Source organism: Spirochaetota bacterium (assembly GCA_034190085.1).
GTDB lineage: Bacteria > Spirochaetota > UBA4802 > UBA4802 > JAFGDQ01 > JAXHTS01.
The window spans coordinates 1-18,475 of record JAXHTS010000019.1; the positions used below are offsets into that span (position 1 = coordinate 1).

Consider the following 18,475-nt stretch of genomic DNA (forward strand, 5'->3'; position numbering starts at 1 on the left):
AATCAGGTAAATGCCATCCATCAGATTTTGATATTAAACCCATAACGATATCCTCCAGTAATATTATGCCTCTTAATGAAAGTATCGGCAAATATTACTCCCTACTGGAATAGACTCTAAGGCGGTAGTAGTTGACTCGACTAATCCGATTGAGAGTCTTAATAGTACTCTTGAGGGCTTTACCCATCGTATAAAATGACGTGGGGGAGAAATGAAGGAACGCTGGCTTGCAGTTGCTATCTTGAAAGCATAGAAGTGGACACATCGTGTTAGGGGAGCATTGGGTATCGTTGATCTAGTAAAAAATGAAATCAATTATTGATAAATGGAAAATTGGTTATTATCAGGAAAGAGGTTAGATGTTTAGTAATGAACAACACCGCTAATGAATTTCCATTAAAAGCGGGACAACCCTATGGGGCTCCTGTAATTATGCAGGGTTGTATGATGAATTTCTTACCAGCAATGACCACTTTGCTGATCTTTTACAAGAGAAGACAGAAGAGAATTAAATATGATTCCTCAACCTCAATCTTAGCTAGGGGTCTGTTATTTATTTTCCTGTATCAGTGTTTATGTTTAATACTAGTACCGCGGCTTTTATAGAGCAATATGTTAATCATGAAAATTATCATCATCAGTAAGGATGAGAGTAAGATTATTACTGAATCCAGACCATAATTAGCCTTAACAAAGCTGACCAGGTGAACACCTACAGAACCTGCGCCAAATATAATAGTGAATTTGATGCTATAACTTAAAGATCTCCACTGTGGTGGTGTTAAAATTGCAACAAGGCTGTTCTCAATTGGCTGCATACCCAATGCAAAGAGTATAAAAAAACCTATTAATATTATTAAGACAGGCCCTTCAAAAAAAAGTAATGATATAAGAAACGGTAGTGCGCATGAGAAGAACAGCAAATATGACATGCGTAAATCAAAACGATCTGCAACTCTTCCCCCAATCAATTGACCAATCATGCCAAGGAGATATACACTGCTGCTGATGATAGCAGCCGTTAATGTGCCTGCAGCGGGTGTTAAATAACTGCTTCCCACAATGCCGGATATAAAAGAACTGAGATCGGTAAGCTTGCTCTCAAAAAAAGTTGGAAGGATTACAGTATAACTTCTGTACATGATGCCTGAAAAGAGCATAGCAGCGCATAATATAATGAACAGCGTTATCGCATCCCTTTTATCAACTGAAGTGCTTTTTTGAAGATCGCCTCTGCCAACTGATAAAGGGGCTAAAAGACAGACAGCGCCTATTATTATGCCTGTAATGCCGAAAACAATCAAAGCTCTCTGCCAGTCCATCCAATAGGCAAGAACTCCTGCAAGAAAAGGAGCGCTTGCTATTCCAAAATTTCCCCATAGGCCATTTATTCCCATTGCCCTGCCACGAACACTCATCCCCCTGGAGAGGAGCGCAAGGCCTGAAGGATGATAAGCAGAACAACCAAAGCCAATTATGCTAAGGAAGACCATTAATTGATTTATTGATTGAGCTATGGCAGCAGCAATAAAACCAAATCCTGCGATAAGAATACCAACTCCCATTATCTGCCGTGGGCCGAACCGATCACTTAAATATCCCCATGGAACTGCAAGAATGCCATAGCATAAATACATTGGAAAGCTGATAGAGATTGCTTCTGATGGCGATATCGCAAGGTCTCTGCTGATTGGCATTACCAGAGCAGGGAAAACAAGGATGAAAAGATGCGTAAGATAATGAGCAGCGCTTGTAAATATCAAAATTTTTTTCTCGTTAGTATCCATTATTGAATTCTCCATTTTTAAAAATTATAGCTTTCACAAGCATTATTTTTCAACATAGATGTCAACACTGGGGCGCAGTTTTGCGCAGGTATCCAAAACACCATGTATCGGATGATCTGTAAAGTATTGAATAAGTTCTTGGTTGATTTTGTATATATAGTCAATCTGCGGATAAACCTGTTCTTCTAACATGTAATGGAATCGAGGGGCCCATTTGCGAGCGCCAAATCTGGCTGTAATAGAGCAGTTGTCGATCATATAGGATAAACCCCTTGCATGCATATATGGGTTTAGCGAATCAACCGCTTCAATAACTGATTCATTGGCTATCTCTGAGTAAGCATGTCCCTTTTCTTTTAAAATATCAATCTGAGCTGTAATTATTGCCAGGTATACTCCTGCAGTAAAGGGATGCAATTGGATATTGTCATTCATTCGATGCTCGCGTACTTTATTTCCAACCTGCCACATCTTAGTATTTTCGATTTTTGTCATTGGATAGAGTTCTGTCCTTTTAACAGCCATCAGAATTGATCGAATCTCATTGCCTGTATCTACTTCGTCATAAATTTCATATAATAGCCCCAGGGCCGGGTTGTATGTAGCGCAAAATGCTTTTTCAAATATTTTTTTTTCATTACCGTGAAAAAATTCGTAAACAGCCAAAAGTCCTTTTTTTGATATTAACCTGGATATAGGACCAACGATCGATTCAACAGTTGATAGATAGGCATGCTTCGAGTTCATTCCATGCGATATATAACGCATGAATAAACTCTCAACAACTCCGTAAACTGCGCCCAGCAGTATCCCTCTTTCTCCGAAGATATCTGACTTATATTCATTTTCCAGGGTCGTGATAAAAGAGAAGGGCGCTCCAATTGCAATCGACCAACCCAGGGCATAATCAACTGCATTGCCTGTAACATCCCGGTGAATGGCAAAGCTTGTGTTGATTCCTGCTCCACCAATTTCTTTCCCCTGTTCATATAAACGTCGAACAGATAGCCCCATGCCTTTGGGGCATACTCCAATTATATTTATATTATCCGGAAAACTTATCCCTTCTGTATTTATATAGCCCAATAAAAAACCGTGTGAAAATCCTAGAGTAGCGCCCGGTTTAATATTTTTGATGATTTCCGGATAAAGCTCCACCTGGGCTGCGTCTGAGATCAATATTATTACTAAATCCGATTCCGCCACAACCTGTAACAATTCGCCAATTCCATTAGTGTTAGCTGAAAATCCGGCCTTTTCTGCACTGGATATGGAAGCGGAGCCTTTGCGCAAACCTACCTTTACATTTATTCCTGTTCCCTTCAGGGAATCACGCAGGTTCTGTGACTGGGCAAAACCTTGAGACCCCCAGCCTATGACTCCAATTTGATTAATACCCATAAAGGCCTGCTTTAATTTTGAAAATAATTGTCTTCCACCTTTGACAATATACTCTTTCTCTTTTCCCAGATATACTGCTTCCTTCTTGAAAATCCGACTTTCAAAATCTAATCCCATAATGGCCTCCTTTGTTATATGAGGTTATTTGCTATTAAATGACAGATATATAATAATCAAAAAATGTGATTGTGTAAAATGAAATAATATGAATATAATGTTTCAAATTTTGCAATATGGGAGAATGAATCTATGGATTACGATTCACTTAAACTATTTTTACATTTAACAGAGACTCTTCATTTCGCAAAGACAAGCAGGGCCTGTTTTGTCAGTCCTTCCGGACTCAGCCGCGCGATTCAGCGTCTGGAAAAAGAGGTTGGGGAAAGTCTTTTTGTTCGGGACAATCGATCAGTATCCATTACTAAGGCAGGCTTGCTTTTGAAAGAGTATGCCCGGGAAACCATAGAACGCTGGCAGATTTTTAAGGAAAATGTTGCGGGGGACAGGGGTGAGCTTCATGGAGAGATAAGCATCTATTGTTCTGTCACAGCCTCATACAGCATCTTGCAGAATATTTTAAGCTCCTTTAGAAAGCTTCATCCTCATGTTCACATAAAATTACAAACTGGCGATCCAGCTAGGGCTATACAAATGGTGCAAAACGGCAGTGCTGATATATCTATTGCCGCGAAACCTGATAATCTGCCTGGCAATATAGATTTTAAAACAGTCGCTATCACACAGCTAATCTTTATTGCCCCTAAGGGTTTATGTCAGATTACTAATCAGCTTAAAAATGACTTTGACAATTGGTGGGACATCCCAATGATACTGCCTGAACATGGTCTGGCTCGAAAACGTATTCATGAATTATTTAAGGTCAATGGAAAAATTCCGAATATTTATGCTGAAGTATCTGGGAATGAAGCTATAATTGCTATGGTGAGTTTAGGGTGCGGTATTGGTGTTGTGCCTGAACTTGTGTTAAGTCAGAGTTCATTTAAGACAAAAGTACAAATGCTTGATATTAAGAATAAACTCAAACAATATGAGGTAGGCTTTTGTTTAAAAAAAAATGCCCTTTCTTCTTTAATAATCATGGCTTTTTGGGGTATTATTAAAAATACCAGGATTGATTAGAAATTCAAATTTATAAATGAAGTATTAAATACAATAATTCATTACAAGCGGAAATCATAGCCAAATATGTGGCTTTTGAGGTTGGGAGAACCTAAGGTTTTATGATAAAAAAGAGAATCGCACTTTTAACTAGTCCTTTTCTGTTCCTTTATGATTCCTTGAACTAATTCTACTATAGCATTTTTGATTTGATCATATATCATTTCAATTCCTCCACGATTCATGTGATAGAATATCATGAATAAAAGCTTGACTCATTAGCAGGTAGTAAAATCTTGACCTTTCTTGATCTTGAAGAGAATTACTCATCTCTGGATGAATACTACTTATAACCCCCTCAAAACAATATGATAAAACTTGACATAAGGTTTATGTTTATTATTATTTAGCAATAACCAATTTGGATGGTCTTTGACGAACCTTATTGAGTTATTCTGCTAAAGATTCGAAGTGAGTAGCGAAGATTGCAAATTGTTTGATACAACTAGCGAATCACGTTCTCGATAGCTCCTTAAGATGATCTAAGAATTACGATTGTTTTAAAACAATATGAATATTTGAGGTATGATTTGCATCAGAGAATCCAAATATTAAACTCCAAACTTCTTCTTCCACACTTATCTGATACCATACAAAGAGAGAGATTACACCCCTTATTAGCAAAAATTCCCAGGAAGCGACTTACAACTGTAACAGCAGGCGCTGGTTTCGGAAAGACTACTCTGGTTGCTGAAGCCTGCAATCTCTTAGGATTGAATTCAGTATGGTATCGTCTGGATAAATCTGACAGTGACTTTATAACCTTCATCAGTTATTTAATTGCAGGGATTCAGAAGCATATCCGCGAATTTGGAATAGAAACGCACCAAAGAATAGGTGATGCTCAAATCTTGAGCCGGGAACGTAAGGCTGTTCTTACTGTTTTCTTAAGCGAGATTGAGAAACTCGTCAAAGGTGACCTTATTATTGTAATTGATGATTATCATTTTATACAAGATAGTCAGGAAATAAATGAGTTAATAGAATATTTTCTTGAGAATATACCTCCTCAGGTTCACCTGATTATTATCAGTCGCGCTGATTCCGGGTTGTCCATATCTTTATTGAGAGCCAGGAGGCAGGTACTGGAGATCAAAGAAGATGACCTTGTCTTGTCTATCCCTGAAATTGAGCGACTCTATTCACAATTATTTAATATTGCCTTGGAGACACAGAGCCTTGAAATCCTTCACCGGAAGACAGAGGGCTGGGTCTCGGGATTGATACTCTTCTATCACTCCCTGCATAGTAGAAATCCTACGGATGTTGAAATACTATTATCCAGACTACAAGGCTCTCATAAGATTATATCAGACTATCTCGAAGAAAATGTATATGAATTGCAGTCTGATGAAATAAAAAGCTTTCTTATAAAGACCTCAATCCTTTCATATATTGATGTCGATTTTTGTAATCAGCTTTTGGGAATAGAGAATTCAGGTGGCATTCTGCGGGAGCTGGAAGAAAAACATCTTTTCACCTTCCCCCTGGATGAGGAGAGAGAGTGGTATTATTATCACCACCTCTTTAGTGAGTTTTTGCAGAAGAAGCTTGCCTCAGAGCTTGGCCGGAAAGCTATACTGAATCTCCATAAGCATGCGGCAATAGCCATGGAAAAGCTTGGTAAAGATGAAGAGGCCATGAGGCATTACTTTATGGCAGAACAATTAGATGAGGCTGGCATACTTTTTAAGAAAGTTGGAGATCGATTGCTCAAGGAGAAGCGTCTGCAAGTGATCGAATCTTATTTCAATAAAATTCCTAAGAGTTTATTAAATAGTGATCCCTGGATTCAATTTATGCAGGCAGAGTCGCTAGCGCTTGCCGGTAAGCCGAAGGATGCGATCAATGCATATAAAATATCCCGCAAAATGTTTTATAGAGATGCAAACCTGGATGGTGTTGTTTCATCTCTGCATCAACTAGGTTCAAACTATTTCATTGACGGCGATTTGGTAGGCGCTGAGAGTGCATTCCTGGAGTTACTGACTTTACAGAAGAGTAATAGCGGAATGTATATTGATGTTCTGACAAATTTGGTGATGATAACTACCAGCCTGGGAAAATTTGATTTAGCTGATAAATACTTTGATGAGGCCATGTTATTACTCTCATCAACTGATGGAATAGATAATAAAAGAATTCTTGCGCGACTCTATTTCAATCATGGTCATAGGTATATTTTATCAGGTGATAATATTAAAGCTATGAGGACAGTTGAAAAAATGAAAGAGATATGCGAAAATCTGAAACTTCCCCTCTATTCTTGCCTAAGTTATTATTTAATATCAGTGTTATACTATTCTCTTGGTGATTTTTCAAAGAGTCTTGATAACGCGAAAAAGGGCCTGGACTTGGCTATAAAAAATCGGATTCGCGAAACTTGTTGGCTATTCGGTTTATCAGCTTTTAATCACGCTAAATTGGGAAATATTAGCGAAGCGATTATTGATGGTAAGGAGAGTCTTAGAATTTCTCAGCATGAGGAAAGCCGATATGGCCAGGGTTATGCTTACCTTGCATTATATCATGCCTATGTTAAATCAAGCAATCCTATAGAAGCAGAGGAAAGCCTTAACTCAGGAGTAAATGTAATACATGGACGCAATCTCCCACTTTTAGAGGGCGAGCTAAAGGCACGTCTGGCAGAATTTCAAATTGGAAGAGGGCGATGGGAAGAGGCTCGACATCTTTTGGAGGATGCAGAAAAATTATTGATAGGCGCAAAATTGCAAATCAGCATGGTATATCTTATTTTTGCGCGTTTGTATTGGGAGCAAAACCAGAGGGATGAAGCCTTAAGCAAACTTATGTCCGGCCTTCAACTCAGTGAAGCTAATCAATATGATGCATGGATTATTTCTGAAAAACAGTGGATAGTTCCCCTGCTTGTTGAGCTATTCATCGAAGGTAAAATGCAGGATTATCTTCAGGGGATATTCAAAGGAATGGGTTTATCTGCCCCGGAGGAACTTGCACATTTACAAAATAATAAAAATCATGAAAGGGAAAATGCTGGTTCGAAAATATTAGATGCGGCAAAGGAAGTGCGCATCCCGAACCTCAGGGTTTACTGTCTGGGGAAATTTAGGGTGTATCGGGGAGATGAAGAGATCACGGCCGAGAGTTGGAAGAGTAAAAAAAGGGCTAAGATGTTATTGATATTTTTTGTTCATAATCGATCCCGGGGCTATTTGCCCAGGGATTTATTGATGGAATTTTTATGGCCTGAGGAAGACCCCCGAAAGACGATTTATAGAATACATGATACACTTGCATCACTCCGCAAAACTCTTGAACCCGGGAGGAAAAGGGGGACGCCTTCTTCATATATATTAAGAGCAGAAGAAGGTTACAAAGTAGACCTCGGGGAAAATGACTGCGTGGATGTTGATGAATTCAGAGATATTATGAAGCTGGCTGAAGATGAAAATAATTCTGAGAAAAAAATTGCTCATTACCTGAAGGCTGAGGAAGTTTATAGCGGTGATTATCTGGAGGAATATCTTTATATTGATTGGTGTTTAGAAGAGAGGGAGAGGCTTAGACAAGAATATTTAAATTTACTAATTAAAATAATAGAACATTTCGAGAAGAGTCATGATTATTTTAGGTGTGTTGAATTTGCGAGACGGTATTTAAATAAAGATAAATTCGCTGAAAAGGTCTATCAGAGATTGATGAGATATTATTCCTATCTTGACAATAGGGCAATGCTGACGAAGACCTATGAGAGATGTAAAGACAATATAATTAAAGAGTTGAAAATGCCATTAAGCAAAGAAACTGAAATGATATTTAATGAATTATTATTAAAAAAATAGAAAAATATATCGAAGCCCTTGCTCATACGCCATAATTGCTGCTGTTAAAACACTCTTCCTTATAAAAATTTACAATTTTACTCGACAAGCTTTTCTTTAATAATACTTGTTTACTTCATTATTTGTTTTTCAGTTATTCTCCCAATCTCTTTTATAATACGTAACTACTCAGGTGTTTTTTCAATATATGCTATTAGATTAAATAGTATATATTGAATTGAGTTGGGGCTGTGTAAAAGTATGTCATTCCGTCTGTAGCGTAGCGGAATGCCGGAAGCTAAAGCATTTTTTTAGTAAGGTTTTGTAAACATTTGAGATTCCTGCATTCGCAGAGCCTGCACCTGTGCATACAGGTGAATGAAATTATAACCAACCTCAAGTCATTCTACCTGTATTCAAATAAATTAAAAATTATTATATTCATAGCTGAGTAGTAACTATTATTTTTTAATTTATCAATTTTATGTGGATATAATCCCATATTATTGGCATTCAAAGCGGTTTAATTTCACATAGGCAACTATATGTCGATAAAAAGCTTTTGCTGACAAAAGGGATCACAACAACACCCTCTATTTTTCAGAATATTCCTAACTCTTCTTTTCAGCATCTGAGGATGGAGATTCCTTTACATTAGAAAAAGGACACTTCTTTATATTCCTTTCACATTTTTTCAATTTTAGGTTCATTCCACACTTAGAGCACTTCCCAGCTTTACTCTCTTTTATATCCGCATGTTCAACACATGTATAATAATCTGCTTTATCACAGTCTTTAGACAGACTACAGCTGGGATCAGTACGACATGATCTATTACATCCGCTTGATGAAAGGAATACTGTTGTTAGCATAAACATCAAGGGTACTATCCATATAAATTTTTGTTTTTTCATATACCTGCACCTTTTAATTTTATTATAAATAATATTGACCTTATAAAATTATAAGGTCGATTCTTATCAGAGCAGGACTTTTATTAAAAGTCAACAATAATTCGGCAATTTCACCGTGTAAAAGTAAGTACACTTGTCCTAACCCCTTTAAAAATTCGAAAATTTCTGATTTTTTTTGAAATCTATAAAAAATCTATAAAAAAACGATTCTGCCTTTATTGGTCATCTTTATACTTAATGTGGAACATTTACTTTTCAATAATTGCAAAATGTGATTACTGAAAAAATCCTGAAACCCAGGCTTGGTAATTGATCATGTTTTAATTTGTATAAGATGAGGTTCAATATGGACAACAGAATAGAAAGGATAAAGAACATAGATTAGGAAATATAATCTCGATATACAGGACAGCAGATGCTAAACTGCTAGAAATGCACGAAAAGAATAATGTATTCCGATCTACTCCTTCCATATATTAACATGGAATTATAGTTGTCGATTTGCAGAAGGAATGCAAATCAGGGTAGCCATGAGGTTTGTTGAAAAAATAAATAAATACAATATATGAAAATCATGATACATGGATCATGTGATTCTGGGTTGGGCATTTGGTTTTGTTCATAAAAATTTTCCTAAATAGGAAAAAATAGATTTGGATGGTGAAGGTTTTGAACAGAAAGGATAATTACATTGTAAAAGCTAACAATCTATTCGCAATATTCGCAGAATGGATAATTGATCATCGCTGGTTAGTAATCGTTGGATGTCTCATAATGAGTATAGGGGGCGCTATTCTAGCCCTTCAGCTTCGGATAGATAATTCAACAGAGGTTTATTTTCAGGAAAATGATCCCTATTATGTCGATTATCAGAATATTTTGGAAGAATATGGAAATGATGAATTTCTATATATTGTCTACAAAGCCAAACAGGGAATATTTAACCTGGAAACACTACAGAAAATTAAAGAGCTAGTGAAGGAATTAGAGGGAATTCCGTACGTGGAAAAGGCAAAAGCTGTCACAAATATTGAGATTCTGGAAGGCAGTTCAAAAGGCGATTTAAAAATTTATAACCTCAATGATAATTTTCCATCTACAAAGGTTAAAGCACAGCTACTTATGCGAAAGTTATTAGATAAGCCATTGTATTTGAACGGTTATATCTCTGAGGATGGCAATTTTGCTGCAATACTTTGTGAGATGGAGGATAGACCTGAAGGTGACCCAAATTACCACATGATGATAGTTGAAAAATTAAAAGATATAATATCAAAATCGGATTACCAGGAGTTTGAATTTTGGACTGCAGGTTTTCCTGTTGTCAACTTTGAATTTAATAAACAGACAGAGAAAAGCAGCGCCATATTTTCTATAATAACATTTATTTTAATAACATCTCTCCTTATTTATTTATTTCGCCAGATTAAAGGTGTTGTAGGCCCCTATTCTGTTATACTATTCGCCTTGCTGCTAACGCTTGGATTTATGGGGATAAATAAATTTCCTGTAACCGCCATGTTTTCGATGCTTCCATCACTATTGATGGCAATTGGAGTGGCAATCTCGATTCATATAATTAACGAATATCAATCACATCTTAAAGCCGGATATGATAATAGAACATCTATTCTTGGAGCAATAAAACTATTGGGCATTCCCTGTTTATTTACAACCATCACGACCGCAATTGGTTTTGCTTCTTTGACTATCTCACATGTTCGCGCTAATCATGAGTTTGGATGTTATGTGATATTTGGCGTCCTGGCTGTCTTTATCTTTTCCTTCACAAGTCTTATAGCGCTTCTGTCTATTGGCAGTAGAAAAGCTGAAGATAAATTTAGAAATGAGAACAAAATAAAATATAATAAATTTTTAAATGAGATGATGTTGAGCATAGCCAACATAAATAAAAGATATAAGGGAAGAATTTTAACAGTTACCGTTTTAATCAGCATTGCAGCCATATATGGCATAACAAAACTACAAGTTAACTCATCTTACTATAAGTTATTTGACGAGAAAATGAAGGTAGTCAGGGATTTCAGATTTATTGATAAAAAGATGGCCGGGACTGGGAATTTTGAAGTATTGCTCGATTCAAAAAAAGCTGATGGAGTCAAGTCATTGAAATTTATTCAAACACTGGAGAAAATCCAGGACTTTGCTAATGATCAGGATTATATCGTCAACAAGACAAGTTCAGTAGTAGATATTGTTAAAGATGTTAACATGTCCTTGCATAACAACAAGAAAGCTTTTTACAGGCTGCCCTCTTCGAATGAAGAGGTTTCGCAGTATATTTTACTGTACGAAGTTTCCGGGGGTGAGGAATTGGAGAAACTTGTATCAGCCGATATTGCCGCAGCTAAGCTTACAATTTATTTAAAAACTACAGATACACAAACTTCCAGCCGTTTTTATGAGGATCTGGCAAAGTTTATTAATTCAACAAAACCGGATAGCTATTCTTTCAAGATATCCGGAGCGACATTTATGTTTAATCAAATGTTAACTTATATACGTGAAAACCAGGCATCTTCCATTTTATTGGCGTTGGCCATTATATCAATAATGATGATAGTTGTTTTCCGTTCATTAAAAGTTGGACTCACCTCGATGGTTCCAAATATATTCCCTATTTTAATTACCCTGGGCATCATGGGATTAACTGGAATCTGGTTAGACCATGTTAACGCAATGCTTGCTTGCATAGCCATCGGGCTCGCTGTTGACGACACTATACATTTTGTATCCCGCTATAAGTTGGAATTCGATCGGTCAGGCAATTATGAGAATGCCTTGAATATCGCTATGAGTGAAGCGGGTCGCGCTATGACAATGACTACTATTGTCCTGGTTATTGGTTTTGGTGTAATGGTAACTGCTGAACTGAATATCCTTCAATATTTTGGATTATTATCTTCAATGTGCATTTTTATTGCCCTGCTATCCGATTACTTTATAGCGCCGAGTTTAATACTGCTATTCAAGCCTTTCGGAAAAGAATTCGACCCAACAGAAAAGACAGCAATAGGCACACCAGACAAAGAGTATGATTTGACCGCAGGAAAAGTATGAAAGCCCTGATACATGGATCATATGGATCTGGGTTGGGCATTCGGTTTTGCCCATAAATTTTTCCTAAATAGAAAAAAATTGATTTGGAGGGTGGAGGTTATGAATAATACAAATAATTATTTTTCACGAGTAAATGATCTATTCGCCGGATTAGCAGAATGGATAATTGATCATCGCAAGTTCGTAATCATTGTATGTGGCATTATAGGTGTGATGGGTATCGTATTATCGCTTCGTATTAAGATAGACAATTCCATGGATGTTTATTTCCGGCAAAATGATCCAACTTATGTAGATTATCAAAATTTTATAGAAGAGTATGGCAATGACCAATTCATATATATAGTATATAGAGTCAAACAGGGAATCTTTGACCTGGATGCATTACATAAAACTAAAATGTTAGTAAAGGATCTTGAGAAAGTTCCATTTGTAGAAAAAGTAAATGCAGTCACAAATATTGAAATTATTGAAGGCAATAAAAATGGCGCTATAAATGTTTATGGCCTCATGGATGATTTCCCTTCAAACCAGAGTGAGGCACATCCTCTTATGCAGAAGCTTCTTGATAAACCGTTGTATGTGAATGGATATATTTCTGATGATGCGAGTTATGCGGCTATACTATGTGAGGTGAAGGATAAACCAAAGGATGACCAAAATTACCAGATGAAGATATTTTCCGGTTTAAAAAATGTGCTATCAAAACAGGAATACAAGGAATTCGAATTCTGGCCGGTTGGGGAGCCTATTGTTGCCTCTGAGTGGAATGTTATACGGGAAAAAGATACTTTAGTACTATCTGTGCTTGTCTTTGTAGCAATTGCTATACTCCTTATTCTATTCTTCCGTCAGGCCAAGGGTGTTATTGGACCTCTTGCTGTAGTGTCATTTTCAACGGTTTTGGTTTTTGGTTTTATGGGTATAAACAGTTTCTCTTTCACAGGTGTAAGTGTTGTAATATCACCTTTATTGCTTTCTATTGGAGTGGCAACCACTGTTCATTTTATCAATAAATATCAGTTTCATCTTCGTTCAGGATTGAGCAATCGAACATCAATTATTGAAGCAGTAAGAATGGTAGCGATTCCTTGCTTTTTTACCTCCATAACAACAGCCATAGGATTCGGTTCAATGATCATCTCTCCAATCCCTGCTATTAGTGAGTATGGATCTTATCTTGTATTTGGGCTGTTAGTAATATTTTTTCTTTCTGTTACAATTCTATTAGTGATTCTCTCCTTTTCAGGGGAGAAGACTGAGATGAAATATATAAATTATAATGTAAAAACAAAAAGCAATGGTTTTATTGATTCTCTGCTAAAGCGAATCGGGTATTTGAACAGAAGTTATTCACGTTTAATTTTAATAATAGCGTCAATAATAGGTGTTATTTCTATATACGGGATAACCAGACTTCAGATAAACGCATCTATGCTTGAGCAATTAGGCGACAGCTTGCAAGTAACTCACGACTATGAGTTTGTAGACAAAACAATGGCTGGGACAGGTAGTTTTGAAATTGTGCTGGATTCAAATAAGCTGGATGGTGTAAAGACACAAAAATTTGTTCAAATCCTTGAGAGTATCCAAAAATTTGCCCTTACTCAGGATTATCTTGTGAGGAAGACTAGTTCAGTAGTTGACATCATAAAAGAAGTTAATAGCTCTTTGCACAATAATGATAAGGCATTTTACAGGATTCCCTCTTCAGATGATGAGGTTTCTCAGTACATTTTGCTCTATGAGATTTCAGGAGGGGAGGAATTGGAGAAACTTGTATCAGCAGATTTAGCTGCAGCAAGGCTGACTATTTATGTAAAATCTACTGACTCCATTATCGCCAAGCGTTTTTATGATGAGATAGTAAACTATATTGAGTCAGTAAAACCAGATGATTATTCCTACAGAATAACTGGATTCTCATATCTGATGGTTGAAATGATGGATTATGTAGGAAGGTCCCAAAGACAGTCCCTTTTGCTTGCTCTGATAATCATCTCAGCACTGATGATATTAATTTTTCGTTCAGTAAAGATGGGACTTATATCCATGATTCCGAATATATTCCCAACTTTTTTTATTCTGGGTTTCATGGGAGCATCTGGCATAATACTAGATCATGCCAGATCAATGCTTGCCCCTATAGCCATTGGGCTTGCGGTTGATGATACAATACATTTAATATATCGTTATCAGCTTGAATTCAAGCGTCTTGGTCGTTATGAGAAGGCGCTTGATGCTGCATTAAGTAGTGTTGGTCGTGCTATATTGATAACTACTATTATTTTAGTTTTAGGCTTTTTTATAATGATGGTTTCTGAAATGAATAATATCTCTTATTTCGGCATGTTATCAGGAATATGCATCTTCATTGCTTTACTTTCAGACTACTTCATAGCTCCATCACTAATACTACTCTTCAAACCCTTCGGAAAAGAATTCGACCCAGAAGAAAAAACAGCTATAGGCACATAAGACAAAGAGTATGATTTGACCGCAGGATAAATATGAAACTCATGAGATATGAATTTGTGATTCTTGGTTGGGCATTCGGTTTTGCCCATAAATTTTTTCTAAATAGAAAAAATTGATTTAAAGGGTGGAGGTGATGAATAGAAAGGATAACTTCGTAACGAAAATTAACGACAGGTTCGCTGATTTAGCAGAAAGGGTAATTGATCATCGCTGGGTAGTATTCTTTATATGTCTCACCTTATTCATTGGACTAACTGTTTTATCCTTAAAGCAACGGATAGATACCTCCATGGAGGTATGGTTCCTGGATGGTGACCCATCCTTTAATTATTATCATAACTTTGTGAGAGAATTCGGCAATGACGAATTTATATATATAGTGTATAGAACAAAACAAGGAATATTTAATCTCGACTCTTTAAGCAAAACGAAAAGGTTAGTGGAAGATCTTGAGGAAATCCCATACGTGGAAAAGGTAAATGCTATCACCAATATAGAACTAACAGAAGGTAGCGTGAATGGGGATTTAAATGTTTACAGCTTAATGAATGAGTTCCCTTCCAGTCAAGTGGAGGCAAATTCACTTATGCACAAGATTATGGATAAACCGTTGTATGTGAATTCCTATATCTCTGAAGATTCAAACTTTGCGGCTATCCTTTGTGAGTTGGAGAATAAAGCAAAGGATGATCCTACTTACAACGTGAATATTGCAACCAGTTTGGAGAGGATACTATCGAAACTGGATTATGAAGATTTTAGATTCTGGCCAGTGGGTGAGCCTATTAGCAATTTTGAATTTTATAAAATTGTAATAAAGGATGGGATTATTATTAATACTATTGCCTATTTCTTGATTTTTTTACTCCTCGTTCTTTTTTTTCGCCAGGCGAAGGTGATTGGAGGCATATTCTTAGTTACGATATTTTCGCTAGTTTTTGTTGTTGGTATCATGAAAATAATAGATTTTCCAATAACGGCTTTGTCTGTTATAACTCCATCTCTTATACTTGCGATTGGAGTGGCAACTAGTATTCATTTAATAACTGAGTATCATTCACATGTTAAATCTGGATATACAAATCGAACATCTATCATAAAAGCGGTAAGTATGGTTGGATTTCCCTGTTTGTTTACTTCACTAACAACCGCAGTAGGCTTCGCTTCTGTAACTATCTCTCCTATAAGTATCCTTCGCGAGTATGGGTGGTCTATTGTAGTTGGTGTTTTAGTTGTCTTTGTTTTTTCCTTCTCAATTCTATTGGTGATTTTAACATTTAAAAAGGAAAAAACTGGAAGAAAGTTTAATGGAGGGAAGGTAAACAAAGGAAATGGATTAATAGATTGGATGCTGCCGAGAATAGCCTCCCTTAATAAAAGATACTACATTAGAATATTAATAATTAGTGCTATTGTAAGTATTATTTGCAGTTATGGCATAACTAAGCTTCAGGTAAACTCATCCTGGCTGGGAAAATTTGGAGACAGGACGAAGGTGTATCACGACTTCAAATTTGTAGATAAAACAATGGCTGTATCGGCTAGTTTCGAAATTTCACTCGACTCAAAAAAGGCTGATGGCGTTAGGACTTATCAATTTGTTAAAACACTTGAGCAGATTCAGAACTTTGCAGAATCTAAGGACTATTTAGTAAAGAAGACTGTCTCAGTAGTAGACATAATTAGAGATGTAAACCGCTCTTTGCATAATAATGACATTGAATATTATAGATTGCCCTCTTCGGATAGGGAGGTTTCTCAGTACATATTGCTCTACGAGATATCAGGTGGGGAGGAACTGGAGAAACTTGTTTCAGCAGATTTAGCCACAGCAAGACTTACAATTTACATAAAATCTACTGATTCAATAACCTCCCGAGGCTTCTATGATGAGCTGGTTAATTTTATTGAGTCAGTTAAGCCGGCTGATTACGATTATAGAATAACCGGATTATCTTTTTTATTACTAGAAGCTATGCGATATATTGCAGATAATCAAATAAAATCCATTATGCTGGCATTTGTCATTATCTCATTAATGATGGTAATTGTATTCCGTTCAATAAAAGTAGGTCTAATCTCTATGCTACCAAACTTGTTCCCAATTGTTATTACCCTGGGATTCATGGGTTTATCTGGGATATGGTTAGACTTCGGGAGGTCATTGCTCGCTCCAATTGCCATTGGGCTTGCAGTTGATGATACTATCCATGTTATATCCCGGTATCGTCTTGAATTCTTTCGTATAGGGAATTATGAAAAAGCGCTGGATGTGGCGATGAATGAAGTAGGCCGCGCTATCACCATTACTACTTATTCTATTTGTTGCCTTTATCTCTAATATGCTATCTGATATGAATGATCTATACTACTTCGGCATGTTAATATCAATGTGCATTTCTCTTGCCCTGCTTGCGGACTACTTCATAGCGCCATCATTGATTCTGCTCTTCAAGCCCTTTGGAAAAGAATTTAACCCGAACGAAAAGGTGGAAATAGATTCTCCAGATAAAAGAAATGGGTTAGCCATAGAAAGATTGTAACTGCTCAGGTAGATAGGCTGTAGGCATTTAGGCTATAGGTAGAGAATCATGCGTGATCATACAAAACTCAGAGCCTTTGAATTGGCCGATGAAGTGGCGCTTTTGATCTATCGAACAACCATGGAATTCCCCAAGGAGGAAACATACGGGTTGACTTCCCAAATGAGAAGGGTGCCGGTTTCAGTTCCATCAAACATCGTTGAAGGGTGTGCACGTGAGAGTCAGACCGAACATCTTCGCTTTCTTGAAATCGCGTTCGCTTCTTTAAGGGAGTTGCACTACCAGCTTGGCCTGTCCAAACGCCTGAGATATTTTGATGAACTTGACATTTCTGGCTGTGAAATAATAATTGTGGAGAACGGGAAGGTTTTGGGTGCCCTGCTTCGATCAATGCACAGATAGCGCAGACTTTGAAAACTAATAGCCTTTAGCCTACAGTCTAAACAACCTTAATAACAGGAAATGGAGGGAAGTATGAAAAAAAATCTTATATTATGCATGCTGATAACTGCAATCTTTTTATGGATAGTCCCATTAGCGTACAGTGAGGACGGCCATCAGATCATGCTCAAAAACTACAATCTGGACGAGGGCAGGGATCAGAAAGCAGACCTTACTATGGAACTCATCAAGAAGAACGGTAAAAAGAGGGTACGAGAGGTAACTTACTGGAAGTTAGAACGTGGGGATGAAGACAAAAGCCTCATGTACTTTCGTAAACCTGTATCAGATAAAGGAACTGCCTTCCTCACCTGGGAGCACAAGGATAAGGACGATGACCAATGGCTGTATCTGCCTGCATTAAAGAGAATAAGGAGAATATCTGCTGCGGAAAAACATAAATCCTTTATGGGTACAGACTTCTCTTATAATGATATGGCGCCTCCACATCCGGATGAATTTGTACATAGACTTTTAGGTGAAGAAAGGGTGGATGAGAAAGAGTGCTATTTAGTAGAGAGCATACACAAGACCTATACAGGTGACGCAGCCTATAAGAATAAAAAGAAATATCAATACTCCCAAATGATATCCTACATTCGCAAGGATAACTATATGCTCATAAAGGCCAGATTTTTCGACAAAAAGGGGCGTGAATCCAAAGAGTTCCACGCACAGGATATAAAACAGATAGATGGAATATGGACAAGTCTGGTAATGGAGATGAAGAAGCTTAAAACCGGTCATCGAACTGTGCTGACAACAACAGACATCAAATATAATACAGGCATAGGTGATAAGTTTTTCAGCCAGAGAGAATTGAAGAAAAGACGTTAGAAATACGGAGG

11 protein-coding genes are annotated in these 18,475 nt (G+C 37.0%); 8 read left to right on the forward strand and 3 right to left on the reverse strand.

The genetic code is table 11. From position 1 onward, the window contains the following. Positions 1–566 precede the first annotated feature (566 nt). Complete coding sequence (locus tag SVZ03_03545) at positions 567–1,787, reverse strand: MFS transporter (protein MDY6933280.1); 1,221 nt, start codon at positions 1,785–1,787, stop codon at positions 567–569. 42 nt (positions 1,788–1,829) lie between these two features. Then, a complete protein-coding gene (locus SVZ03_03550) occupies positions 1,830–3,305 on the reverse strand; it encodes a ketol-acid reductoisomerase (GenBank protein ID MDY6933281.1) in 1,476 nt (491 codons plus the stop codon). Positions 3,306–3,437: 132 nt separating this feature from the next. Here SVZ03_03550 and ilvY point away from each other — a divergent pair, with 132 nt between their 5' ends. Together ilvY and SVZ03_03560 are read left to right on the forward strand one after the other, a co-directional pair. Then, positions 3,438–4,328, forward strand: a complete 891-nt coding sequence (gene ilvY / locus SVZ03_03555; GenBank protein MDY6933282.1) for an HTH-type transcriptional activator IlvY — start codon at positions 3,438–3,440, stop codon at positions 4,326–4,328. Between the two features lie 569 nt (positions 4,329–4,897). Beyond that, positions 4,898–8,191, forward strand: coding sequence for a BTAD domain-containing putative transcriptional regulator (locus SVZ03_03560; GenBank protein ID MDY6933283.1), 3,294 nt, complete (start codon positions 4,898–4,900; stop codon positions 8,189–8,191). A 590-nt stretch (positions 8,192–8,781) separates the two neighbouring features. Here the strand turns inward: SVZ03_03560 and SVZ03_03565 are convergent. Further along, the gene (locus tag SVZ03_03565; protein ID MDY6933284.1) at positions 8,782–9,084 is read right to left on the reverse strand and encodes a heavy metal-binding domain-containing protein; all 303 of its coding nucleotides are present in this window, start codon (positions 9,082–9,084) and stop codon (positions 8,782–8,784) included. A 657-nt stretch (positions 9,085–9,741) separates the two neighbouring features. Here SVZ03_03565 and SVZ03_03570 point away from each other — a divergent pair. The 6 genes from SVZ03_03570 to SVZ03_03595 all read left to right on the forward strand — a co-directional run bounded on the left by SVZ03_03570 (position 9,742) and on the right by SVZ03_03595 (position 18,464). Then, a complete protein-coding gene (locus tag SVZ03_03570) occupies positions 9,742–12,165 on the forward strand; it encodes an MMPL family transporter (GenBank protein MDY6933285.1) in 2,424 nt (807 codons plus the stop codon). 99 nt (positions 12,166–12,264) lie between these two features. Continuing rightward, positions 12,265–14,643: an MMPL family transporter gene (locus tag SVZ03_03575; protein MDY6933286.1), complete on the forward strand. Its 2,379-nt coding sequence runs from the start codon at positions 12,265–12,267 to the stop codon at positions 14,641–14,643. 133 nt (positions 14,644–14,776) lie between these two features. After that, the gene (locus SVZ03_03580) at positions 14,777–16,984 is read left to right on the forward strand and encodes an MMPL family transporter (GenBank protein ID MDY6933287.1); all 2,208 of its coding nucleotides are present in this window, start codon (positions 14,777–14,779) and stop codon (positions 16,982–16,984) included. Position 16,985: 1 nt separating this feature from the next. After that, positions 16,986–17,186, forward strand: a complete 201-nt coding sequence (locus SVZ03_03585) for a hypothetical protein (GenBank protein MDY6933288.1) — start codon at positions 16,986–16,988, stop codon at positions 17,184–17,186. 48 nt (positions 17,187–17,234) lie between these two features. Next, positions 17,235–17,588 (forward strand): four helix bundle protein, encoded by a 354-nt coding sequence (locus tag SVZ03_03590; GenBank protein ID MDY6933289.1) that lies wholly within the window; start codon positions 17,235–17,237, stop codon positions 17,586–17,588. A 72-nt stretch (positions 17,589–17,660) separates the two neighbouring features. Beyond that, a complete protein-coding gene (locus SVZ03_03595) occupies positions 17,661–18,464 on the forward strand; it encodes an outer membrane lipoprotein-sorting protein (protein MDY6933290.1) in 804 nt (267 codons plus the stop codon). Positions 18,465–18,475 lie beyond the last annotated feature (11 nt).

Coding starts and splice junctions, on each gene's coding strand:
- SVZ03_03545 (MDY6933280.1), bottom strand. CDS start 1,787: ATGGATACTAACGAGAAAAAAATTTTGATATTTACAAGCGCTGCTCAT.
- SVZ03_03550 (MDY6933281.1), bottom strand. CDS start 3,305: ATGGGATTAGATTTTGAAAGTCGGATTTTCAAGAAGGAAGCAGTATAT.
- ilvY (MDY6933282.1), top strand. CDS start 3,438: ATGGATTACGATTCACTTAAACTATTTTTACATTTAACAGAGACTCTT.
- SVZ03_03565 (MDY6933284.1), bottom strand. CDS start 9,084: ATGAAAAAACAAAAATTTATATGGATAGTACCCTTGATGTTTATGCTA.
- SVZ03_03570 (MDY6933285.1), top strand. CDS start 9,742: ATGGTGAAGGTTTTGAACAGAAAGGATAATTACATTGTAAAAGCTAAC.
- SVZ03_03575 (MDY6933286.1), top strand. CDS start 12,265: ATGAATAATACAAATAATTATTTTTCACGAGTAAATGATCTATTCGCC.
- SVZ03_03580 (MDY6933287.1), top strand. CDS start 14,777: ATGAATAGAAAGGATAACTTCGTAACGAAAATTAACGACAGGTTCGCT.
- SVZ03_03585 (MDY6933288.1), top strand. CDS start 16,986: ATGCTATCTGATATGAATGATCTATACTACTTCGGCATGTTAATATCA.
- SVZ03_03590 (MDY6933289.1), top strand. CDS start 17,235: ATGCGTGATCATACAAAACTCAGAGCCTTTGAATTGGCCGATGAAGTG.
- SVZ03_03595 (MDY6933290.1), top strand. CDS start 17,661: ATGAAAAAAAATCTTATATTATGCATGCTGATAACTGCAATCTTTTTA.